Raw genomic sequence first — 18,449 nt, forward strand, 5'->3', positions numbered from 1 at the left:
GCCCTCCCCCCCCCCCCCCCCCCCCCCCCCCCCCCCCCCCCCCCCCCCCCCCCCCTCCCCCCCCCCCCCCCCCCCACTCCCGGGCCTGGCACCACGTCAGGACCGACCGGGAGGCGGAACCGTACCGGCGCGTCGCCCTGGACGCGGTACGGGAGCTGGCCCGACTGCGCGACGGGACGGTGCCCGCCGAGGACCCCTGGCAGGATCCGGGCATCGCCCTCCGCTTCGCCGACCGGGTCGGCTGGCTGCTCGGCGACGAGCCGCTGGAGCTGTACCCGGCGGAGGCCGCGCTGCTGGCGGTGCTGCCGTTCCTCTACCGGGTCCGCTCCCTGCAGCTCGCCGCCGCGCGGGCCGCCGTCCGCCCGACGGACCTCCAGCCGTGCGCCGAACCCGACGCGGACCGGGCGGCCTACGAGCAGTTCATCGAATCCCACGAGCTGCTCGTCCACCGCGCCCGCCGCGGCTCCGCGTCCGCTCTCAGCTGGTGGCTCTTCCACCGCTGGCTCGACCAACACGAGGACCTCGCCGACCCGGACGGCGTCCGTACGCTCCTCGACGAGCTGCCGATGTTCGCCGAGCAGCTCGGTGAGACCTTCTCCTTGAAGCGCGTCTGCGCCCTCCTGCACGGCCTCCGCCGAGGCCCCGACGTCGGCAACCGCGACTACCTCGCCGGCCTGCGCGAGGACGACCACCTGCGGGCTCCGGGCGAACAGCACGTCCGTGAGCCCCGGTTGGCGCTGTTGCTGGCCCTGGCGTACGGCACCGCCATCGAGATGACGGCGCTGCCCGAGATCGTCGCCGAACACCTGGGCATCCCGCACGAGGTCGACCTCGGGGAAGTGCGCCGCACTCTCGACCAGGCCGTCTGGGGCGGCTCCTACGACCTGCCCGTCCTACGGGCCGAGTGCCACCACGAGGCCGTGGTCGAGGGGCTGCGCGAATACACCGCCCGGGCCGACGAGTTGCTCCACACCGTCCGCCGGGTGCTGACCGACCACCCACTCCCCACCCGCCTCACCTCCGACGAAGCCGCCCCGGCGAGCGGCGCCTTCACCGGCTGGGCGAGGTTCCGGCTCGACGAACGCCGCGTCCGCAGCCTGCTGATGGGCGTCGAGCTCTACCGCGACCGGGACTTGGCGGTCAGGGAGCTCTACCAGAACGCCCTCGACGCCTGCCGCTACCGGCGGGCGCGGACGCAGTACCTGGACCGCACCAACTCCCTGGCGACCTACACCTACGAGGGCCGCATCGAGTTCCGCCAGGGCGTCGACGAGAACGGCCGGGCGTACCTGGAATGCCAGGACAACGGGGTGGGAATGGGGGAGGCGGAGCTGCGGGGCGTCTTCTCCAATGCCGGAGCGAGGTTCGCCGAACAACTCGACTTCAAACTCGAACGGGCGGAGTGGCGGAAGGCCGACCCACCCGTCGAGCTGTACCCCAACAGCCGGTTCGGCATCGGCGTGTTGAGCTACTTCATGCTCGCCGACGAAATCCAGGTCACCACCTGCCGCATGGACGCCACCGGCCGACTCGGACCGTTGCTGGACGTCTCCATCTACGGTCCCACCCACCTCTTCCGCATCGCCGAACGGTCGGTGCAGGGACGCACACCCGGCACCACCGTCCGCATGTACTTGAGGGACGACATCGAACTAGCCGAGTCGTGGTCCGTCCTGGATGTCCTGGAACGCCTCCTGGGCATCGCGGAGTTCCCCACGACCGTCGCCCACGGAGAGCGGGAGGCCGCTTGGGAAGCGGGCGTGCTCGGGCCCCGGGTGCGTCCGGAGCGGGAGGCTTTCGGGCTTGATGCGGCCGGACCCCTGGTTCCGTGGCAGGATGCCCCGGACGGTGCGCAGGTGGTCTGGTGCGGGCGGGGCGGGGCCGTGCTGGTGGACGGGCTGGTCGTCGAGCCGGAGGTGTCCTGCGGGGTTCTGACGGCCAAGGGCCGCGGTCTCTTCGGCGCGGTGGTGAACCTGTCCGGCCGCTTCGCGCCGAGGAAGCTCTCGGTGGATCGACGCCGAGTCATCGACGACGTGTCCGGGACGGCTGCCGAACTGCTGGCCGGAGCCGCAGGGGTTCTCGTGTGCTCCGATTCGGGGCTGTTCGAGATTGACTGGATCGGCCGGGTCACGGACGAGTGCGCCCAGGTGGCCGATCTGGTGGTCATGGAGGCCGTACGGCAGGGATGTGTCCTGCGGTGGAACGAGTTGACGTTCGATCTCAGGCGGACCGGATGCTTTCCGGCTGACCTTGACTTCCTCATGCAGGTGGGTGTGGGCGGTCGCTTGAGCGAGCGGAGGGACATCCCGGACTACGTGCTGCTCTGGAGGCTACTGGCCCACGGCTGGCCGGAGCTGCGGACACACTTCGGAGATCTCTGCGAGGAGTTTCCGGCCGCCGTTGACGTGCGGGTGGCGATGCCCAGCGATCTGGTCGTCCTTGCCCCGTTCGAGTCCCACGGTGCGCGGGTCAACTGGAGTTCCCACCTGACCGACGCGTTGCTGTCGCGGGCGGCGGCCAAGCTCGGTACGACGGTCGAGGAAGCAGAGCTACGAGCCCGCCGGCTCGGATTGGCAGGTCGGGACGAGTGTCAGCACGCGCCCGGTAGCGTCACGTGGGAGAGCGCCGCTGCCGCCGACCGGTTCCGGACGGCAGCCTCGGCATCGAAAGTGATTCCTGAGGAGTTGCAGGCCGATCCGGTGTTCCGCGCCGGGATCAGCTTGCCCTGGCCGAGTTATACCCCGTTCGAGGACGTGGACTTTCCGGAATGGGTCAGGCTGTCCCGGTTGAGCGACGTGGCGTTCGAGCCCGACGGGTCGATTCCACCTGGCCACTTGGCGCGGGCGAGCCGAGCGCTGGGGATGCCCGTCCCTGAGGTTTGCGCAGCTTTCGCACGACACAGGATCGGTACCGATCCGACGGGGCTCCCGGACTTTCCCTCAGAGGAGGATGTCAGGTTCCTCAGCTGCCGCCTGGACGGTTCCGGCGACTGGCTCAAGCGCTCGGACGCGGTGCCGGTCGGGTGGGTCCTGCGAGCGGCGGGGCAGGGAGCGTGCACGGTCGGAGCGGTGGTGTCGCGGCTGACGGACCTGGGTTTCACCGTCGATGAGTTGCCCGGGGACGCCCGGGCCGAGGACGCGGCCCTGTTCGAACGATGCAGTTCCGACCGGATTCAGCCCGAGGACGGTGTGCCGTATCGGCACATCTTCGACCTGGTGGAACACGATGCGTTCACCTTTCGGGAGGTGGTCGATCGGTACCGGGTGTACGGCTTCGAGTGCACCCTGTCGGTGCCGGACGTGCTCGCGCCGATGGACCTCCGGCTGTTCACGAACTACGGAGCGATCGATTGGGCGGAGATCACCACAGCGCAGGTGGTGCCGTTCACCAGCCTGATTCGAGCGGCACCCGTGCTCGGTCGGGATCCCTCGGAACTCGCTCGCCATCTCAGGTCCCGCGGCATTCCGGTGTCCTGTGAGGCCCTTCCGGCGGGGCTCGCCCCGACTTATGCGGAGGAACTGGTCCGTGTTTTCGCGAGGACGGGCGATTCCGACACGTCGCTGGATGCGCTGATCCGAGCGGCGCAGCAGCTGCGAACGCCCGCCTGGCAGATCCATGCCTGGCTGCGCGAGTGGGGCGTCGACATCCCCGATCTCGCCGAGACCGTCCGTGCTGCTCTGGCCCGGGTGCCGATGGCGGAGTCCTCGTAGCGGCCGAATCCACCGCTGAGCAGGGCTGCTCCTCCGCACCTCCATGTTCTACAGTTCTGTAGAACTACGAGGAACGGGGGCGCGGCATGGAGAGGCCGCTTCGGTTGCCGCAGCAGGATCGGGCCGACTTCGAGACGGAGTTGGGCAGGGCGCTGGCCGCGCCTCAGGTGCGGGCGGCGTTGCAGGGGGTGGGGGGTGAGGTGGACCGGTTGCGGCGGGTGGCGCGGGAGAACGCGGGGCATCGGGTCTGAGGAATGCCAAGGCCCTGGCGGGGCCTGGTAAGGGGGAGTTAAAATCCCGGTCCGCCGCGGGAGTTGTCGGCGGGGCCGGCGCGGGGTGATCGGCCCTGGTGGGCGGCGGTGCGGGCCTGTTCCGGGCCGGGGTGTGACGCTGCGGGCCGTCGCGTGTGGGCCTTGTGTGCGAGAGTCAGTGAAATATCATATGGCGCATTGCACAGTGGTCAGCCCGGGGTGAGCCCGGTTCCCCGTCCACCCGGACCGCGTGTGCGTCCCGCCCTCCCCCACGTCACGAGAGACGGAACCCGACCCGTGTTCAGATTCCGATCCCGCACGCCCCGAGGCGCCCAACGCGCCCCGCGGACCGCCCTGGTGGCCCTCGCCGCCGCCATGGCCGGTGCCGCGCTCAGCAGTCCGCTGTCCGCGATGGCCGACTCCCACGCGCCGCAGACCGCCACCGTCATGGCCCGGCCCGGCACCCCGAAGGCGGACCAGGCCGCCGCCCCGAAGAAGTCCGGCCCGCGCCGGGTCGGGGCCGCGAAGGCCGGCCCGGTGGGCACCACGACCAAGGCGCCGCAGCTGGTGGACGGTGCCGACCCGGGCACCGGCGGCAAGGACGGCGACGGCAACGTCGCCAACGAGTACGACCTCCAGGTCACCTACAAGGGCGGCCAGGAGTCGACCGGTGTGGTGATCGGCGCGCCCAAGGTGTACCTGGTGCTGTGGGGTTCCCAGTGGGGCACCCCGTCGACGAACGCGACCGGCGACACCGTGGCGACCGGCGACCCGGACCAGGCCGCGCCCTACCAGCAGGACTTCTTCAAGGGCCTGGGCAGCCAGGGCGACGGCTGGAGCGCCGTACTGACCCAGTACTGCGAGGGGATCGCCGCCGGCTCCGTGCAGTGCCCGGCCGGGTCCGCGCACATCCCGTACCCGCAGCAGGGCAGCGTGCTGGCGGGCGTCTGGGTGGACAACGCCGCGCCGGCGCCGCAGGCGGCGACCGAGCCGCAGCTCGGGGCGGAGGCGCTGGCCGCGGCCAAGCACTTCGGCAACCTGACCGAGGCCCAGAACCGCAACGTCCAGTACGTCATCGACTCGCCGCAGGGCACCGACCCGGACAAGTGGAAGGAGCTGGGCTACTGCGCCTGGCACGACTTCCAGCGCTCGCCGTACGGCCAGCTCGCCTACACCAACATGCCGTACCTGACGGACGTGGCCGGCTGCGGCACCAACTGGTTCGGCGAGAACACCCCGCGGGGCCGGCTGGACGGCTACGGGATCATCGGCGGCCACGAGTACGCGGAGACGGTGAGCGACCCGAACACCCCGGGCGGCTGGACCGACGCGACCGGTCAGGAGATCGGTGACAAGTGCGCCTGGATCCCGAAGGGCGCCAACGGCGGGCTGTTCTTCGAGGACCTGGCGACGGGCAGCTTCCCGTTGCAGACGCTGTGGTCCAACACCGACCACCTGTGTGCGGCCTCGGACCCGATCGTGGCCTCCCCGCCGGTCTCGGTGAGCACCATGTGCGACCGTACGGACAAGGCCGGTCAGCCGCTGTCCATCCCGGCGGTGGGCGTCTCCGGCACCGGCTCGGCCCTCACCTACAGTGCCACCGGGCTGCCGCAGGGGCTGGCCATCGACCCGCGCAGCGGGGTGATCTCCGGCACCGCCGCCGCGACCAACGGCTACCAGCGGATCAACGTGACGGCGACGGACACGGCGGGCAAGGCGGCTTCCACCGGCTTCTGGGAGAACGTCAGCGCCGCCGGCGGCCCGGGCTGCGGCTCGATCGAGCAGCTCACCGACGCCGGGTTCGAGAACGGCTCGGCGGACGTCAACCACACCGTGATGACGGACGCGTGGAGCCCGTCGGGGTACAACATCATCACCCCGTCCAGCCTGCACGCGCCGCACTCCGGCTCCTGGTACGCCTGGCTGGGCCAGAACACCGGGACGGACGACTCGATCACCACCTACCTGAACACCTACCCGGGCTACCGGCAGGCGAGCTTCTCCTTCTGGCTGGACGTGGAGTCGAGCAACGCCTCCGCCGCCGCGCCCGACACCCTGTCGCTGGTGGCGGTCGACCAGTACACCGGCCAGCCGCTCGGCACGGTGAAGACCTGGAGCAGCCAGAACCCGACCAACGGCTACCAGTACCAGTCGGTGGACCTCTCCTCGGTGATCGGCCAGGTCGGCTGGGGGACCACCATCGGTCTCAAGCTGGTCTCGCACGAGTCCGGGACGAATCCGACCACGGCGTTCCTGATCGACGACGCCTCGGGCCGGGAGAGCTGATCCGGCACCGGAGCTGAGCCCGCACCCCGAACGTCCGCCCCGGTACCGCGTGTTGCGGTGCCGGGGCTTCGCCGGTGCCACGCCGCCGTTGCCGTTCACGCCCCCGGCAGCGGCGGCGGTCCGCTGGGGGTGCGGGCGGCGTCGACCAGCAACTGGACGGCCTCGACCGGCAGGCCCAGTCGGCGGGCGATCCAGGGGGCGGTGCGGCCGGCCCGGGCGAGTATCCAGGCGGAGTACAACTGGCCGAGCTGCGGGGCGTGTTCGGCGAGCAGCAGAGGGCGCACGGCCTCCATCGGGAAGCCTTCGAGCGCCCAGGCGCTGTACTCGCGCCCGTTGGGGCCGGGCGGGGGGAGCGGGAGCGGGCGGCGGGCTTCGAGCCAGCGGCTGAACAGGACCGCGCCGACGACCAGCAGGCCGGAACAGGAGGCGCCGATCAGGATGCCGCCGATGACGGGGCGGTCCTCCTCCTCGGCGAGCCCGAGGGCGATCTCCTCCAGGACGAGCAGTCCGAGGACGGCGGCCAGGACGGCCGCCTCGCGGGGGTGCGGGAGGAGCCTGGGCGTCGTCATGGGGTACCTCTTCCTCGGCGGGGGGTGCGGAGGGCGGGGGCGGGCGCGGCGGATCACCTTCCGTACAACGGTGGTGAGCGGTCCGGGGCACGCCCGGACGGCCAGGTGGTGAAGGACGGCGCACGGAGTTGACGATGCGTCAGTCGTTCATCCCCGGAAGGGAGTTCTGCCGGAGACGGACCCTCGGGTGCTGGGCCGGGGGTGGGCCCGGAGGTGGGCCCGGGCGCGGGTTTCGCGCGGGCGGGGGCCCATCGGGGTGCGGTCCGTGTGTCTCGCCTCCTTCCGGTCGGGCGCGCCAGGGCGGTGCGGACATCGACGGGTACAGGAGTCCACCTTCGGACCTGCCGACAGCATAGCCCGGCCATGCCAACTTCGACAGGCTTGTCGAAGTTGGCATGCGGAGCGGCCGACTCCCCTCCGGGTCCGGGCCGGACGGGCCGCGCCCGGCCTGGAGGATCGACCAGCGGCGGACCGGTCCGAATGGTGCCCGGGACCACTCGTGACGCCCGCCCGCCGACCGCTTCAATCGCCCTACCGAACGAACGGAACCGGCCGAGGACGGAGGGGCGACATGGACCTGAACACGGTGGCCGAACTGCGGGACGCCCGCCTCGGCGGCCCCTGGCGGACCGGCGACGCCTGGCTCGGCGGCGGGACGTACCTGTTCTCCGAGCCGCAGCCGCACATCCGCCGCCTGATCGACCTCGGCCGGATGGGCTGGGAGCCGCTCACCCGCACCCCGGACGGCGGCCTGGAGATCGCCGCGACCTGCACCGTCGCCGAGCTCTCCCGGTACGGCCGCCAGGAGGCGGACTGGACGGCCGCGCCACTGGTCGAGCAGTGCTGCCGGGCCTTCCTGGCCTCGTGGAAGATCTGGAACACGGCCACCGTCGGCGGCAACCTCTGCAACGGCCTGCCCGCCGGCCCGATGATCTCGCTCACCGCCGCGCTGGACGGCGTCTGCCTGCTGCGCGCCCCCTCCGGCGAGTACCGGAAGGTCCCGGTGGCTGAGTTCGTCACCGGCGCGGGCCGCAAGGACCTGCGGACCGGCGAGCTGCTGCGCTCGATCACCCTGCCGGCCCGCGCGCTGGCCGGCCGCACGGCCTTCCGCCAGGCCTCGCTGTACGGGCTGGGCCGCTCCGCCGCGCTGCTGGTCGGCACCCTGGACCCGGTGGACGCCTCGCTGACCCTCACCGTCACCGCTTCCACCGTCCGCCCGTTCCGGTTCTGGTTCCCGCCCGCCCCCAACGCGGCGGCCGTCGAGGAGGCGATCCGGGACGGCATCCGGCCGGAGGACTACTTCGACGACATCCACGGGTTGCCCGCCTGGCGTCGGCACCTGACCTTCCGCTTCGCCGAGCAGATCCGGCGCGAGCTGGGCTCCCCGAGCTGAGCCCCCCGGCCCCCGCACCAGGCCCGGCCCCCGCCCCCGCCCCGGCCCCCGCCCCCGTCCCGGGCTTCCGTGTGCCGGGCTTCCGTACCGAGCTTCCAGACCCCCACCCAGGAGGCAGCGCGATGAGCTTCGCGATGCACGTCAACGGCCGCCCCACCGGGGCCGAGCCGCGCCCCGGCCAGTGCCTGCGCACCTACCTGCGCGAGCGCGGCTGGTTCGGCGTGAAGAAGGGCTGCGACGCGGGCGACTGCGGCGCCTGCACCGTGCAGGTCGACGGCGACCCCGTGCACAGCTGCCTCTACCCGGCGGCCCGGGCCGAGGGCCGGTCCGTCACCACGGTGGAGGGCCTGGCCGGACCGGACGGCGAACTGCACCCGATGCAGCAGCGCTTCCTGGACGCCCAGGGCTTCCAGTGCGGCTTCTGCACGGCCGGTTTCCTGATGACCACCAGCGCCCTGGACGAGGAACAACTCACCGACCTGCCGCGCTCGTTGAAGGGCAACCTGTGTCGCTGCACGGGCTACCGGGCGATCGAGGACGCGATCAACGGCGTCCGCCACACCGAGGAGCCCGACCCCGGCCACGCCGTCGGCCGCAACCTCGGCGCCCCGGCCGGCCCGCAGGTGGTCACCGGCACCGCCCGCTACACCTTCGACGTCGACGTGCCCGGCCTGCTGCACATGAAGCTGCTGCGCTCCCCGCACCCGCACGCCCGGATCCTCTCCATCGACACCGCGGCCGCCCTGCGTGTCCCCGGCGTGCACCTCGTGCTCACCCACCACGACGCGCCCGAGCGGCTCTACTCCTCGGCCCGGCACGAGCACCCGACCGAGGACCCGGACGACACCCGGCTGCTGGACGACGTGGTGCGCTTCGTCGGCCAGCGGGTCGCCGCCGTGGTCGCGGACAGCGAGGCGGCCGCCGAGGAGGGCTGCCGCCGGATCGTCGTCGAGTACCAGCGACTCCCGTACGTGCTCGACCCGGAGGAGGCGATGGCGCCCGGCGCGCCGGTGCTGCACCCCAAAGGGGCGGAGTCCAGGATCGCCCGCCCGGAGAACAACGTCTGCGGCGAGGCCCACGGTGAACTCGGCAGTGTGGAACAGGGGTTCGCCGAGGCGGACGTGGTGTACGAGGAGACCTTCCGGACCCAGCGGGTCCAGCACGCCAGCCTGGAGACCCACGGCTGCGTCGTGACCTTCGAGCCGGCCGGGGAATCCGGGCAGGCAGGACGGGCCGGGGAAACGGGCGGGGCCGGGGGTGCGGTGGAGGAGCGGATCGTGGTCCGTTCCTCCACCCAGGTGCCCTTCCTCACCCGGCGCGCCCTGTGCGCCCTGTTCGACCTGCCGATGGAGAAGGTCCGGGTGGTGGCCGGCCGGGTCGGCGGGGGCTTCGGGGGCAAGCAGGAGATGCTCACCGAGGACATCGCGGTGCTCGCGGCGCTGCGGCTGCACCGGCCGGTGAAGCTGGAGTTCACCCGCGCCGAGCAGTTCCACGGCGCCACCACCCGGCACCCGTTCCTGGTCACCGTCAAGCTCGGCGCCAAGCGGGACGGCACCCTGACGGCGATCCGGTTCCGGGTGGTGTCCAACACCGGCGCGTACGGCAACCACGGTCCGGCGGTGATGTTCCACAGCGTCGGTGAGTCGATGGGCGTCTACCGGGCGCCGAACAAGAAGGTGGAGGCGTACTCCGTCTACACCAACGGCGTGCCGGCCGGGGCCTTCCGGGGGTACGGCCTCGGGCAGGTCACCTTCGCCGTGGAGTCCGCGATGGACGAGCTCGCCCGGCGCCTCGACCTCGACCCGCTCGTCCTGCGGGAGAGGAACATCATCGGCCCCGGCGAGCACATGGAGGGCCCGCTCGGTGAGGAGGAGGACCTCCACATCGCCAGCTACGGCCTCGACCAGTGCCTCGGCGTCGTCCGGGAGGCCCTCGCGAACGACACCAGCGCCGAACTCGCCCCCGAGGGCTGGCTGGTGGGCCAGGGCTTCGCGATGGCGGCCATCGCCTGCGGCCCGCCCGGCGGGCACATCGCCGACGCCACGGTGCGGCTGCTGGAGGACGGCGGGTACGACATCGCCGTGGGCACCGCCGAGTTCGGCAACGGCACCACCACCGTCCACCGGCAGATCGCCGCCGGGGCCCTGGGCACCACCGTGGACCGGATCACCGTCCGGCAGTCCGACACCGACGTGGTCCGGCACGACACCGGCGCCTTCGGCTCGGCCGGCACGGTGGTCGCGGGCAAGGCGGTGATGAAGGCGGCCAACGCGCTCGCCGAACTCCTCCTCACCTTCACCGCCGAGTACGCCCGCACCCCGCGCGGCCTGCTGCGGCTCGGTGCCGACGCGGTCGAGTGCGACGGGCGGACGGTCACCCTCAAGGAGGTCTTCGAGGCCGCCCGCGGCAAGGGCGTCGAGCTCGCCGCCGACGGCCACTTCGGCGGCTCGCCGCGCTCCATCGCCTTCAACTCGCAGTGGTTCCGGATCGCCGTCGACCCGGACACCGGGGAGATCCGGATCCTGCGCAGTGTGCACGGCGCCGATGCCGGGCGGGTGATGAACCCGATGCAGTGCCGTGGGCAGGTTGAGGGCGGGGTCGCCCAGGCACTCGGCGCGACCCTGTTCGAACGGGTGCTGCTGGACGAGCACGGTGAGGTCACCACCGCGGCCTTCCGCCGCTACCGGCTCCCGGCGTACGCCGACGTGCCGCGCACCGAGGTGCATTTCAGCACCACTTCGGACGCGATCGGTCCGCTCGGCGCCAAGTCGATGAGCGAGAGCCCGTTCAACCCGGTCGCCCCGGCCTTCGCCAACGCGCTGCGCGACGCCACCGGCATCCGCTTCACCGACCCACCGTTCCTGCGCGACCAGGTCTGGCAGGCGCTGGCCGAGCGGCGGGGGAGCCACTACGCCGAGTGATGGGGCCGAGCGACGGGGGCGGGGAGGACGCCTGGCACCCGCCGTCCCGGCGGGGTGCGCCGGGGCGGCGGGGCGTTCTTGAAGGCCCCCTCAGGGGCACGGGCAGGGGCAGGGGTAGGGGCAGGGGCCCGCTACCGCGCCAGCAGCGGCAGCGGCGCCCCGGTGCGGGCGGTCAGCTCCAGCCGGGTCAGCAGCGCCGACGGGGAGACCTCGATCACCCGGCAGCCCGCCCGGTGCCGGCAGTACCGGGCGACGGAGGTGCCGCGCAGCAGGTCGAAGCGGCGCCGGGTGGCGGCACCGAGGACGAGCAGGTCGTCCGGTCCGGTGACGGCGGCGGCCAGGGCGGGCCCCGGCTCGGCGTTCACCACCATCGGGTGGATCACCAGGCCGGACGGGTAGCCGCCGTAGGCCTGCTCGAAGGCGACGTCCAGCCGCCGGCGGGCGGCGTGCTCCAGTTCGGACAGCGGGCGCAGCCCGTCCCGGTCGCCGGCCGTCCAGGTGGCGACGGGCACCAGTACGGCCTGGTGCCGGGCCGCCTCGCCGACGGCGTGGTAGAGGGCGGCCAGACTGCTCAGCGACCCGCTCAGGCCGACGATCACTCGGGTGGTGCCGGTCGTGCTGCCGGTCGTGGTGCCGGTCGTGGTGTCGGTCGTGGTCCCGGTCATGGCGGTTCGCCTCCGTCTCTCCGGTAGCGCACTCCGGTCGGGTTGTGCCGGTGAGGTGCTCCTTGTTTCGGATGTCTCCAGTGAATCCCGGAACCGGGCCGTCCGTACCGGCGCTGACACCGTCATGACGCCGGTCGTACGCATCTTGACGGCCTCCTGACAGCCGTGGGGTTCAGCCCAGGCCCGGGACGAACTCGATCAGCAGGTCGATCGCCTTGATGCCGACGAACGGCAGTACGAGCCCGCCCAGTCCGTACACCCGCAGGTTGCGCCGGAGCAGGTCGGTCGCGGAGGCGGGCTGGTAGCGCACGCCGCGCAGGGCGAGCGGGATCAGGGCGACGATGATCAGCGCGTTGAAGATGATCGCGGAGGCGATCGCGGACTGCGGGCTGTGCAGGCCCATGATGTTGAGGTGGTGCAGTCCGGGGTAGGCGTGGGCGAACATCGCGGGGATGATCGCGAAGAACTTGGCCACGTCGTTGGTGATCGAGAAGGTGGTCAACGCGCCCCGGGTGATGAGGAGTTGCTTGCCGACCCGGACGATGTCGATGAGCTTCGCCGGGTTGGAGTCGAGGTCGACCATGTTGCCGGCCTCCTTGGCGGCCGGGGTGCCGGAGTTCATCGCGACGCCGACGTCGGCCTGGGCGAGGGCGGGGGCGTCGTTGGTGCCGTCGCCGGTCATCGCGACCATGTTCCCGGCGGCCTGTTCGCGCCTGAGGTGGGCGAGCTTGTCCTCGGGGGTGGCCTCGGCGAGGAAGTCGTCCACCCCGGCCTCCTCGGCGATCGCCCGGGCGGTCAGCGGGTTGTCGCCGGTGACCATGACGGTGCGGATGCCCATCCGGCGCAGTTCGGCGAAGCGCTCGGCGATGCCCTCCTTGATCACGTCCTTGAGCTCGACCACGCCGAGCGCCCGGGCGCCGTGCCGGTCGTGCACGGCGACCAGCAGCGGGGTGCCGCCGGCCGCGGCGATCCGGTCGACCAGTGGCTTGGCCTCCATCGGCATCCGCCCGCCGGAGTCCACCACCCAGCGGGCGACGGCCGCGGCCGCGCCCTTGCGGATCAGGCAGCCGGTGCCGTCCGGCCAGCTGAGGTCGACGCCGCTCATCCGGCTGTGCGCGGTGAACGGGACGGGCCGCTGCTCGCCCAGTTCGCCGGGCGTGCGCGGCGGCACCCAGTACTGACGGTTCGTCAGTTCGACCAGGGATCGGCCCTCCGGGGTCTCGTCCGCGACGGACGCCAACTGGGCGGCCTCGGCGAGCTGTTCGGTGGTCGCTCCGGGCAGCGGGTGCAGGGCGACGGCCCGGCGGTTGCCGTGGGTGATGGTGCCGGTCTTGTCGAGCAGCAGCACGTCCACGTCGCCCGCGGCCTCGACGGCGCGGCCGGACAGGGCGATCACGTTGCGCTGGACGAGCCGGTCCATCCCGGCGATGCCGATCGCGGACAGCAGGGCGCCGATGGTGGTCGGGATCAGCGCGACCATCAGTGCCACCAGCACGACGGTGGTCTGCGGGGCGTGGGCGTAGATGGCCATCGGCTGGAGCGAGACCACGGACAGCACGAAGACGATGGTGAGCGAGGCCAGCAGGATGTTGAGGGCGATCTCGTTCGGCGTCTTCTGCCGGTTCGCGCCCTCGACCAGGGCGATCATCCGGTCCACGAAGCTCTGCCCGGGGCGCGAGGTGACCCGGACGACCAGGTGGTCGGAGAGCACCTTCGTGCCGCCGGTGACGGCGGTGCGGTCGCCGCCGGACTCCCGGATGACGGGCGCGGACTCGCCGGTGATGGCGGACTCGTCCACTGTGGCGACGCCCTCGACCACCTCGCCGTCCTGCGGGATCACCTCCCCGGCCGGCACCAGCACGATGTCGTGCAGCATCAACTCCTCGGCGGGGAGCACCTCGTGGCGGTGATCGCGGGTGCCGACCCGCCAGCGCAGCAGCCGCCGGGCGGTGGTGGCCGCCTGGGCGCGGCGCAGGTAGGCGGCCTGCGCCTTGCCCCGGCTCTCGGCCACGGCCTCGGCGAGGTTGGCGAACAGGACGGTCAGCCAGAGCCAGAAGGAGATCGCCCAGGCGAAGACGCTCGGGTGGATGACCGCGCTGATGGTGGTGAGGGCCGAGCCGGTCTCGACCACGAGCATCACCGGGTTGCGCAGCATGGTGCGCGGATGGAGCTTGCGCACGGCGGCGGGCAGTGCCTCGGCCAGCTGGCGGCGGGTGATCAGCTGCCGGCGGCCCTGGGCGGTCGACGGGCGGTGGCTCGGGTGCGGGGGCTGCGGCGCGGCGGGTTCCGGGCGGCGGAACCAGTTCTGCTGGTCGCGGCCGGGGGCCGGGCTGGTGCCCGGGGCGGTGTCCGGTGTGGTGTCCGGTGGGGTGAGGGCCGAACGGCGCATCGTCTCGGGGGACCTTCCGGGGCGCCCCGAAGCTGCGGGGCGGCGTGCTCGGGGGCGACGGGGACGGGCCACAGCCCACCATCGGAGTCCGCCGCGCCATGCGGGCCTTGACGCAGGCTTGGCGGGGAAGCGGCCGTCCTTGACGCTTCCCTGACATCCCGGGCGCCCGCCCCCTGACCTGCGCGAACAGTCGTTCGTAAGGCTGGAATCCCGGGCATGTCAGGAAGTCGTCAAGGGACGCCCCCGATGCGTAGGCCGTGCGTCAAGGCCGGGTGCGAACGGTGCCCGGAGGGTCTCCACTGGATGCGGGCCGCCGGACGACGGCCCCTGCCGCAGATCCGAGGAGCCCGCCGTGACCACCGCCACCGCCGTCATCGACGTCGACCAGCCGCTGGGGCGCACCATCCGCCTGGTGCCCGCCGCCGACCGCCAGGACCGGCCCGAGCCGCCCTCACCCGCGCCGAGCGCCGTCGACCAGGCGCGCACCCGCCCGGCGCACTGCCGCTTCGCCATGCACTACGAGGACTGACCGAGCCGCCCTTCCCGACCACCCGTAGGAGTAGCCGCCATGACCCAGCTGATCGCCCCGCCGGTTCCGACCCCCGCCCCCGCCGACGCGCTCGGCGGCCCCTGGCCCGCCTCGGCACGGCCCGGCCCGGGCGGTGAGGTGCTGGTCGGCGGCGTCGGACTGGCGGAGGCGGCCGAACGGTTCGGCACCCCGCTGTACGTCCTGGACGAGGGCGAGGTGCGCAGCCGCGCCCGGGCCTACCGGCGGGCGCTGCCGCACGCCGAGGTGCTGTACGCGGCCAAGGCCTTCCTGTGCAGCGCGATGGCCGACTGGGCCGCCGAGGAGGGCCTCGGCCTGGACGTCTGCTCCTCCGGCGAACTGTGGCTGGCCGTCTCGGCCGGCTTCCCGGCCCAGCGCATCCTGCTCCACGGCAACGCCAAGTCCCCGGAGGAACTGCGGCTGGCCCGGCGGCTGCGGGTCGGGCGGATCGTCATCGACGGCCCGGCGGAGATCGCCCGGCTGGCCGCGCTGGTCGCCGCCGACACCCCGCAGAAGGTGCTGGTCCGGGTCGTCCCCGGGATCGCGGCCGGCCACCACGCGGCCGTGCGGACCGGCGTCGGCGGCCAGAAGTTCGGCTTCCCGATCGAGGGCGGCGACGCGGCCGACGCCATCGCCCGGGTGCTCGACCAGCCCGGCCTCGAACTGGCCGGACTGCACTGCCACCTGGGCTCGCAGATCACCGAGCTCGAACCCTTCCTCCAGGCCGTGGACGCCCTGGTGCGGCTGCTCGCCGAGGTGCGGGACCGGCACGGCGTCGAACTGGCCGAACTGGACCTCGGCGGCGGCCACGGCATCAAGTACCTGCCGGGGGACGCGGAGTTCGACCTCGCCGAGTTCGCCGTCCGGGTCACCGACCGGCTCGCGGTCCGCTGCGCCGAGGCCCGGCTGGAGGTGCCCCGGCTGATCGTCGAGCCGGGCCGCGCCATCGCCGGACCGGCGGCGGTGGCCGTCTACCGGGTGCTCTCCGTCAAGCACACGGCGGACGGCCGCACCTTCGTGGCCGTCGACGGCGGGATGAGCGACAACCCGCGCCCGGCCCTGTACGGATCCCCCTACAGCGTCCGCCTGGTGGGCCGCCGTTCCGACGCCGGCGCGGCCCGGGTGGACGTCGTCGGCCGCCACTGCGAGGCCGGGGACGTCCTGGTCCGCGATGCCGTCCTGCCCGCCGACCTGCGGCCCGGAGACCTGCTCGCCGTCCCCGCCGCCGGCGCCTACCAACTGTCGATGGCCTCCGGCTACAACCTGGTCGGCCGCCCCGCCGTGGCGGCCGTCAAGGACGGCCGCGCCCGGCTGCTCATCCGCCGCGAGACGGTCGAGGACTTCCGGCTGCGCGAGGTCGGGCGCTGACCCGGTGCCCGGTGCCCGGTGCCCGGTGTCGCGGCGTGGCGGACCGCGACGAAGCCGTTGGAAATCCGATGACGCATCGTCATGCGGGGGCGTTACCTTCTGACCATGATTCGAACGACTCGTGTGCAATCCGTGATGGCCGCCGGCGTCTCCGCGCTCCTGCTCACGGCCTGCGGCCCCGCGGACCCGTCGCCGTCCACGCAGCCGTCCACGCAGGCCGCCGCGTCCGACGGCGCCGGCCCGAGCGCCGCCGGCCCGGGGCCGACCAACACCGTCGTCATCAGCGGCAGCAGCGGCGGTACGTACCGGTTCACGGGGGGTGCCTGCCTCGGCAAAGAGTCCCCGTCCGGGAACCTCCTGGCGATGGCGACGGGCGGGCCCGACGGGAAGGCCATGCTGACGGCCGTCTTCGACGGCAAGGGGGAGATGCTCCTGACGGTGGCCATGGACAAGGTCCTCGCCCCGTCCACGGTCACCTGGACGGGAAAGGTCGACGTCGGTGAGAAGGCGAGCCGGACCAGGGACGTCGTGACGTTCGCCGACCTGCCGGTCTCCAGGACGCCGGACGGTGCCGAGGCGAAGGCCAGCGGCAGCCTCAAGTGCGACACTCTGGGCCCCGCGATGCTCTGAACACCGTGCCGGCTCCGGTCGCCACGAGGCCGTGGACCGACGGCCGGTGCTCAGCCGAGGAGGTCGCGGCCGAGGGCGGTGAGGCTGTGCCGGACTTCGCGGCCCCGGCGTTCGGTGGTGATGGCCCCGGCGTCGCGCAGGACGGTGGCGTGGGCCGAGGCGGTCGGTGCGGAGACGCCGAGCCGCTCGGCCAACTGGCCCGTGGTGCAGCCGCCCTGGGCGATCGCCCGGAGGGCCCTGGTACGGGCGGCGCCGATCAGGCGGTCCAGGCCGTCCGCGCGGCGGGCCGGGTGATCGCGGCCGGGGTACAGCAGGGCCGACGACCGGTGGTCGCCCAGGGGTGCGGTGAGGCCGGAGAGGAAGAGGTTCGGGCGCAGCTCCAGCCCGCGCCCGCCGAGGTCGTACGCGAGCCGCCAATCCGGACTGGCGTACCGGAGGACGCCCTCGTCGTGCCAGGACAGGTCCGGATGGAGCTGCGCCAGCATCGGGCCGAGCCCCGTCTCGGCGACGGCGCGCGAGCGCTGTTCGATGTCGGCCCGTAGGGCGCGCTGGATGTCCGGCCAGTCCGGGGCGAGGCAGGCGCGGAACAGTGCCCAGGCGGCGTCGGTGATCCGGCGCAACTGGCGGGTGCCGTCGTCGCGCAACTCGGCGATGACGCGGGGGAGGTGCGGCCCGCTGCCGTAGCCCTGCATCTCCTGGTGGACCTCGGCCTCGGGGAGGGCGAGCAGGGCGTCGAGTTCGTCGCCGATGGTCGCCCGCGCGGCCGTGCGGTCGGGGGTCAGGAACATCGGCACGCCGAGCGGGCTCGCGTTGACCAGCTCGATGAAGGCCGCGGCCTGCTGCGGGACACGGCCCTTCACCCGGCGCCACCACCGGTCGCGGTTCACCGAGTCGCGGGCGCAGTGGTGCTGCGGGCCGGCCACGCCGCCCAGCACGTGATCCAGCGGAGAGACCGCGAACCGGACGCGAGCCAGGTCGGCCGGCCGGAAGCCGATTTCGAGCACAGCCGATGGTGCCACGCGGCCGGGCCGCCGTGGGTGAGTTCTCAACTATGAGGCCCAGCGGCGAAAAGCTGTCGCCGGAGGAGCCCCGACGGCGAGGGTGGCGGCGCACGGCCAATCCGACAGCGGAGGAAACACACCCATGCGCAAGCTCGCCAGTCTCGCCCTCGCGGCGGCGGCCACCCTCGGCCTGGTCATCGGCTCCACCAGCAGCGCCTCGGCGCAGGCGATCGTGGGCGGCGGCTGCCGCGGGGGCAGCGACGTCGTCACGAACTCGGTGTACGTGGGCCACGGCGTCTCGCTGCTGCCGTGCGCGCGGCCCGACAACTACCAGAACAGCGTGGCCTCGTCGGTGACCGTCTACGGGACGCCGGACACCCAGCTGCGCGTCTGGCAGGCGGTCGCCCGCGTCAACCCGGACGGTTCCGTCACCGACCTCTACCCGAGCGTGCTCTACACCGTCGACAGCGATCTGACCGTGAACGTCTCGCACCAGTGGATCGGGCACGACCTCTACTGCGCGGTCGGCGGGACCCTGGTGATCGACAGCTGGATCACCGACAACGACGTCCGCCAGGGCTCGGTGCAGTCGCGGAGGTTCACCTGCTGACGCAGGATCCCGACGGCCCCGAGCCGGAACACGCCCGCGTGGGTCGGGTGAGTCTCCCCCACGACTCACCCGGCCCGCGCGGCCGTTTCCCGCCACCCCCTTGTTAGAC

Annotated in this window: 12 protein-coding genes; 8 read left to right on the top strand and 4 right to left on the bottom strand. The window is 72.8% G+C overall.

The genetic code is table 11. The features are described 5' to 3' along the window. Positions 1-3,710 (top strand): HD domain-containing protein (locus ACZ58X_RS28035; RefSeq protein ID WP_470336363.1); only part of this gene is annotated, 3,710 nt, incomplete at its 5' end. Positions 3,711-4,258: 548 nt separating this feature from the next. Then, complete coding sequence (locus ACZ58X_RS28040; protein WP_470336364.1) at positions 4,259-6,247, top strand: Ig domain-containing protein; 1,989 nt, start codon at positions 4,259-4,261, stop codon at positions 6,245-6,247. A gap of 95 nt (positions 6,248-6,342) precedes the next feature. On the opposite strand, the gene ACZ58X_RS28045 is transcribed toward ACZ58X_RS28040, so the two are convergent. After that, positions 6,343-6,816 (bottom strand): hypothetical protein, encoded by a 474-nt coding sequence (locus tag ACZ58X_RS28045; protein WP_470336365.1) that lies wholly within the window; start codon positions 6,814-6,816, stop codon positions 6,343-6,345. Between the two features lie 571 nt (positions 6,817-7,387). Between ACZ58X_RS28045 and ACZ58X_RS28050 the strand changes: the two genes are divergently transcribed. Together ACZ58X_RS28050 and ACZ58X_RS28055 are read left to right on the top strand one after the other, a co-directional pair. Then, positions 7,388-8,209: an FAD binding domain-containing protein gene (locus tag ACZ58X_RS28050; RefSeq protein WP_470336366.1), complete on the top strand. Its 822-nt coding sequence runs from the start codon at positions 7,388-7,390 to the stop codon at positions 8,207-8,209. Between the two features lie 122 nt (positions 8,210-8,331). Further along, positions 8,332-11,130, top strand: coding sequence for a molybdopterin-dependent oxidoreductase (locus tag ACZ58X_RS28055; RefSeq protein ID WP_470336367.1), 2,799 nt, complete (start codon positions 8,332-8,334; stop codon positions 11,128-11,130). A 131-nt stretch (positions 11,131-11,261) separates the two neighbouring features. Here the strand turns inward: ACZ58X_RS28055 and ACZ58X_RS28060 are convergent, their stop codons facing one another. Both ACZ58X_RS28060 and kdpB read right to left on the bottom strand, forming a co-directional pair. Then, entirely contained in the window at positions 11,262-11,795 is a 534-nt protein-coding gene (locus ACZ58X_RS28060) for a universal stress protein (protein WP_470336368.1), read from the bottom strand. Positions 11,796-11,967: 172 nt separating this feature from the next. Beyond that, positions 11,968-14,184 carry a potassium-transporting ATPase subunit KdpB gene (kdpB, locus tag ACZ58X_RS28065; RefSeq protein ID WP_470336369.1) on the bottom strand — a complete coding sequence of 739 codons (2,217 nt, stop codon included), beginning with the start codon at positions 14,182-14,184 and terminating at the stop codon, positions 11,968-11,970. A gap of 352 nt (positions 14,185-14,536) precedes the next feature. Here kdpB and ACZ58X_RS28070 point away from each other — a divergent pair, with 352 nt between their 5' ends. From ACZ58X_RS28070 to ACZ58X_RS28080, 3 genes are all read left to right on the top strand, one after another. After that, positions 14,537-14,713: a hypothetical protein gene (locus tag ACZ58X_RS28070; RefSeq protein ID WP_470336370.1), complete on the top strand. Its 177-nt coding sequence runs from the start codon at positions 14,537-14,539 to the stop codon at positions 14,711-14,713. A 39-nt stretch (positions 14,714-14,752) separates the two neighbouring features. Continuing rightward, positions 14,753-16,099 carry a diaminopimelate decarboxylase gene (lysA, locus tag ACZ58X_RS28075; protein ID WP_470336371.1) on the top strand — a complete coding sequence of 449 codons (1,347 nt, stop codon included), beginning with the start codon at positions 14,753-14,755 and terminating at the stop codon, positions 16,097-16,099. A 123-nt stretch (positions 16,100-16,222) separates the two neighbouring features. Then, positions 16,223-16,729, top strand: coding sequence for a hypothetical protein (locus ACZ58X_RS28080; RefSeq protein WP_470336372.1), 507 nt, complete (start codon positions 16,223-16,225; stop codon positions 16,727-16,729). A 50-nt stretch (positions 16,730-16,779) separates the two neighbouring features. On the opposite strand, the gene ACZ58X_RS28085 is transcribed toward ACZ58X_RS28080, so the two are convergent. After that, on the bottom strand, positions 16,780-17,733 hold the full coding sequence (locus tag ACZ58X_RS28085) for an ArsR/SmtB family transcription factor (RefSeq protein ID WP_470336373.1): 954 nt from the start codon (positions 17,731-17,733) through the stop codon (positions 16,780-16,782). A 139-nt stretch (positions 17,734-17,872) separates the two neighbouring features. Here ACZ58X_RS28085 and ACZ58X_RS28090 point away from each other — a divergent pair, with 139 nt between their 5' ends. Continuing rightward, entirely contained in the window at positions 17,873-18,340 is a 468-nt protein-coding gene (locus ACZ58X_RS28090; RefSeq protein WP_470336374.1) for a hypothetical protein, read from the top strand. The last annotated feature ends 109 nt before the right edge of the window (positions 18,341-18,449 follow it).

It is taken from the genome of Kitasatospora sp. NPDC040550, from assembly GCF_055594965.1.

What these genes read in the sequence shown, in the direction of transcription:
- ACZ58X_RS28045 (WP_470336365.1), bottom strand. Translation starts at nt 6,816, where the DNA reads ATGACGACGCCCAGGCTCCTCCCGCACCCCCGCGAGGCGGCCGTCCTG.
- ACZ58X_RS28050 (WP_470336366.1), top strand. Translation starts at nt 7,388, where the DNA reads ATGGACCTGAACACGGTGGCCGAACTGCGGGACGCCCGCCTCGGCGGC.
- ACZ58X_RS28055 (WP_470336367.1), top strand. Translation starts at nt 8,332, where the DNA reads ATGAGCTTCGCGATGCACGTCAACGGCCGCCCCACCGGGGCCGAGCCG.
- ACZ58X_RS28060 (WP_470336368.1), bottom strand. Translation starts at nt 11,795, where the DNA reads ATGACCGGGACCACGACCGACACCACGACCGGCACCACGACCGGCAGC.
- kdpB (WP_470336369.1), bottom strand. Translation starts at nt 14,184, where the DNA reads ATGCGCCGTTCGGCCCTCACCCCACCGGACACCACACCGGACACCGCC.
- lysA (WP_470336371.1), top strand. Translation starts at nt 14,753, where the DNA reads ATGACCCAGCTGATCGCCCCGCCGGTTCCGACCCCCGCCCCCGCCGAC.
- ACZ58X_RS28090 (WP_470336374.1), top strand. Translation starts at nt 17,873, where the DNA reads ATGCGCAAGCTCGCCAGTCTCGCCCTCGCGGCGGCGGCCACCCTCGGC.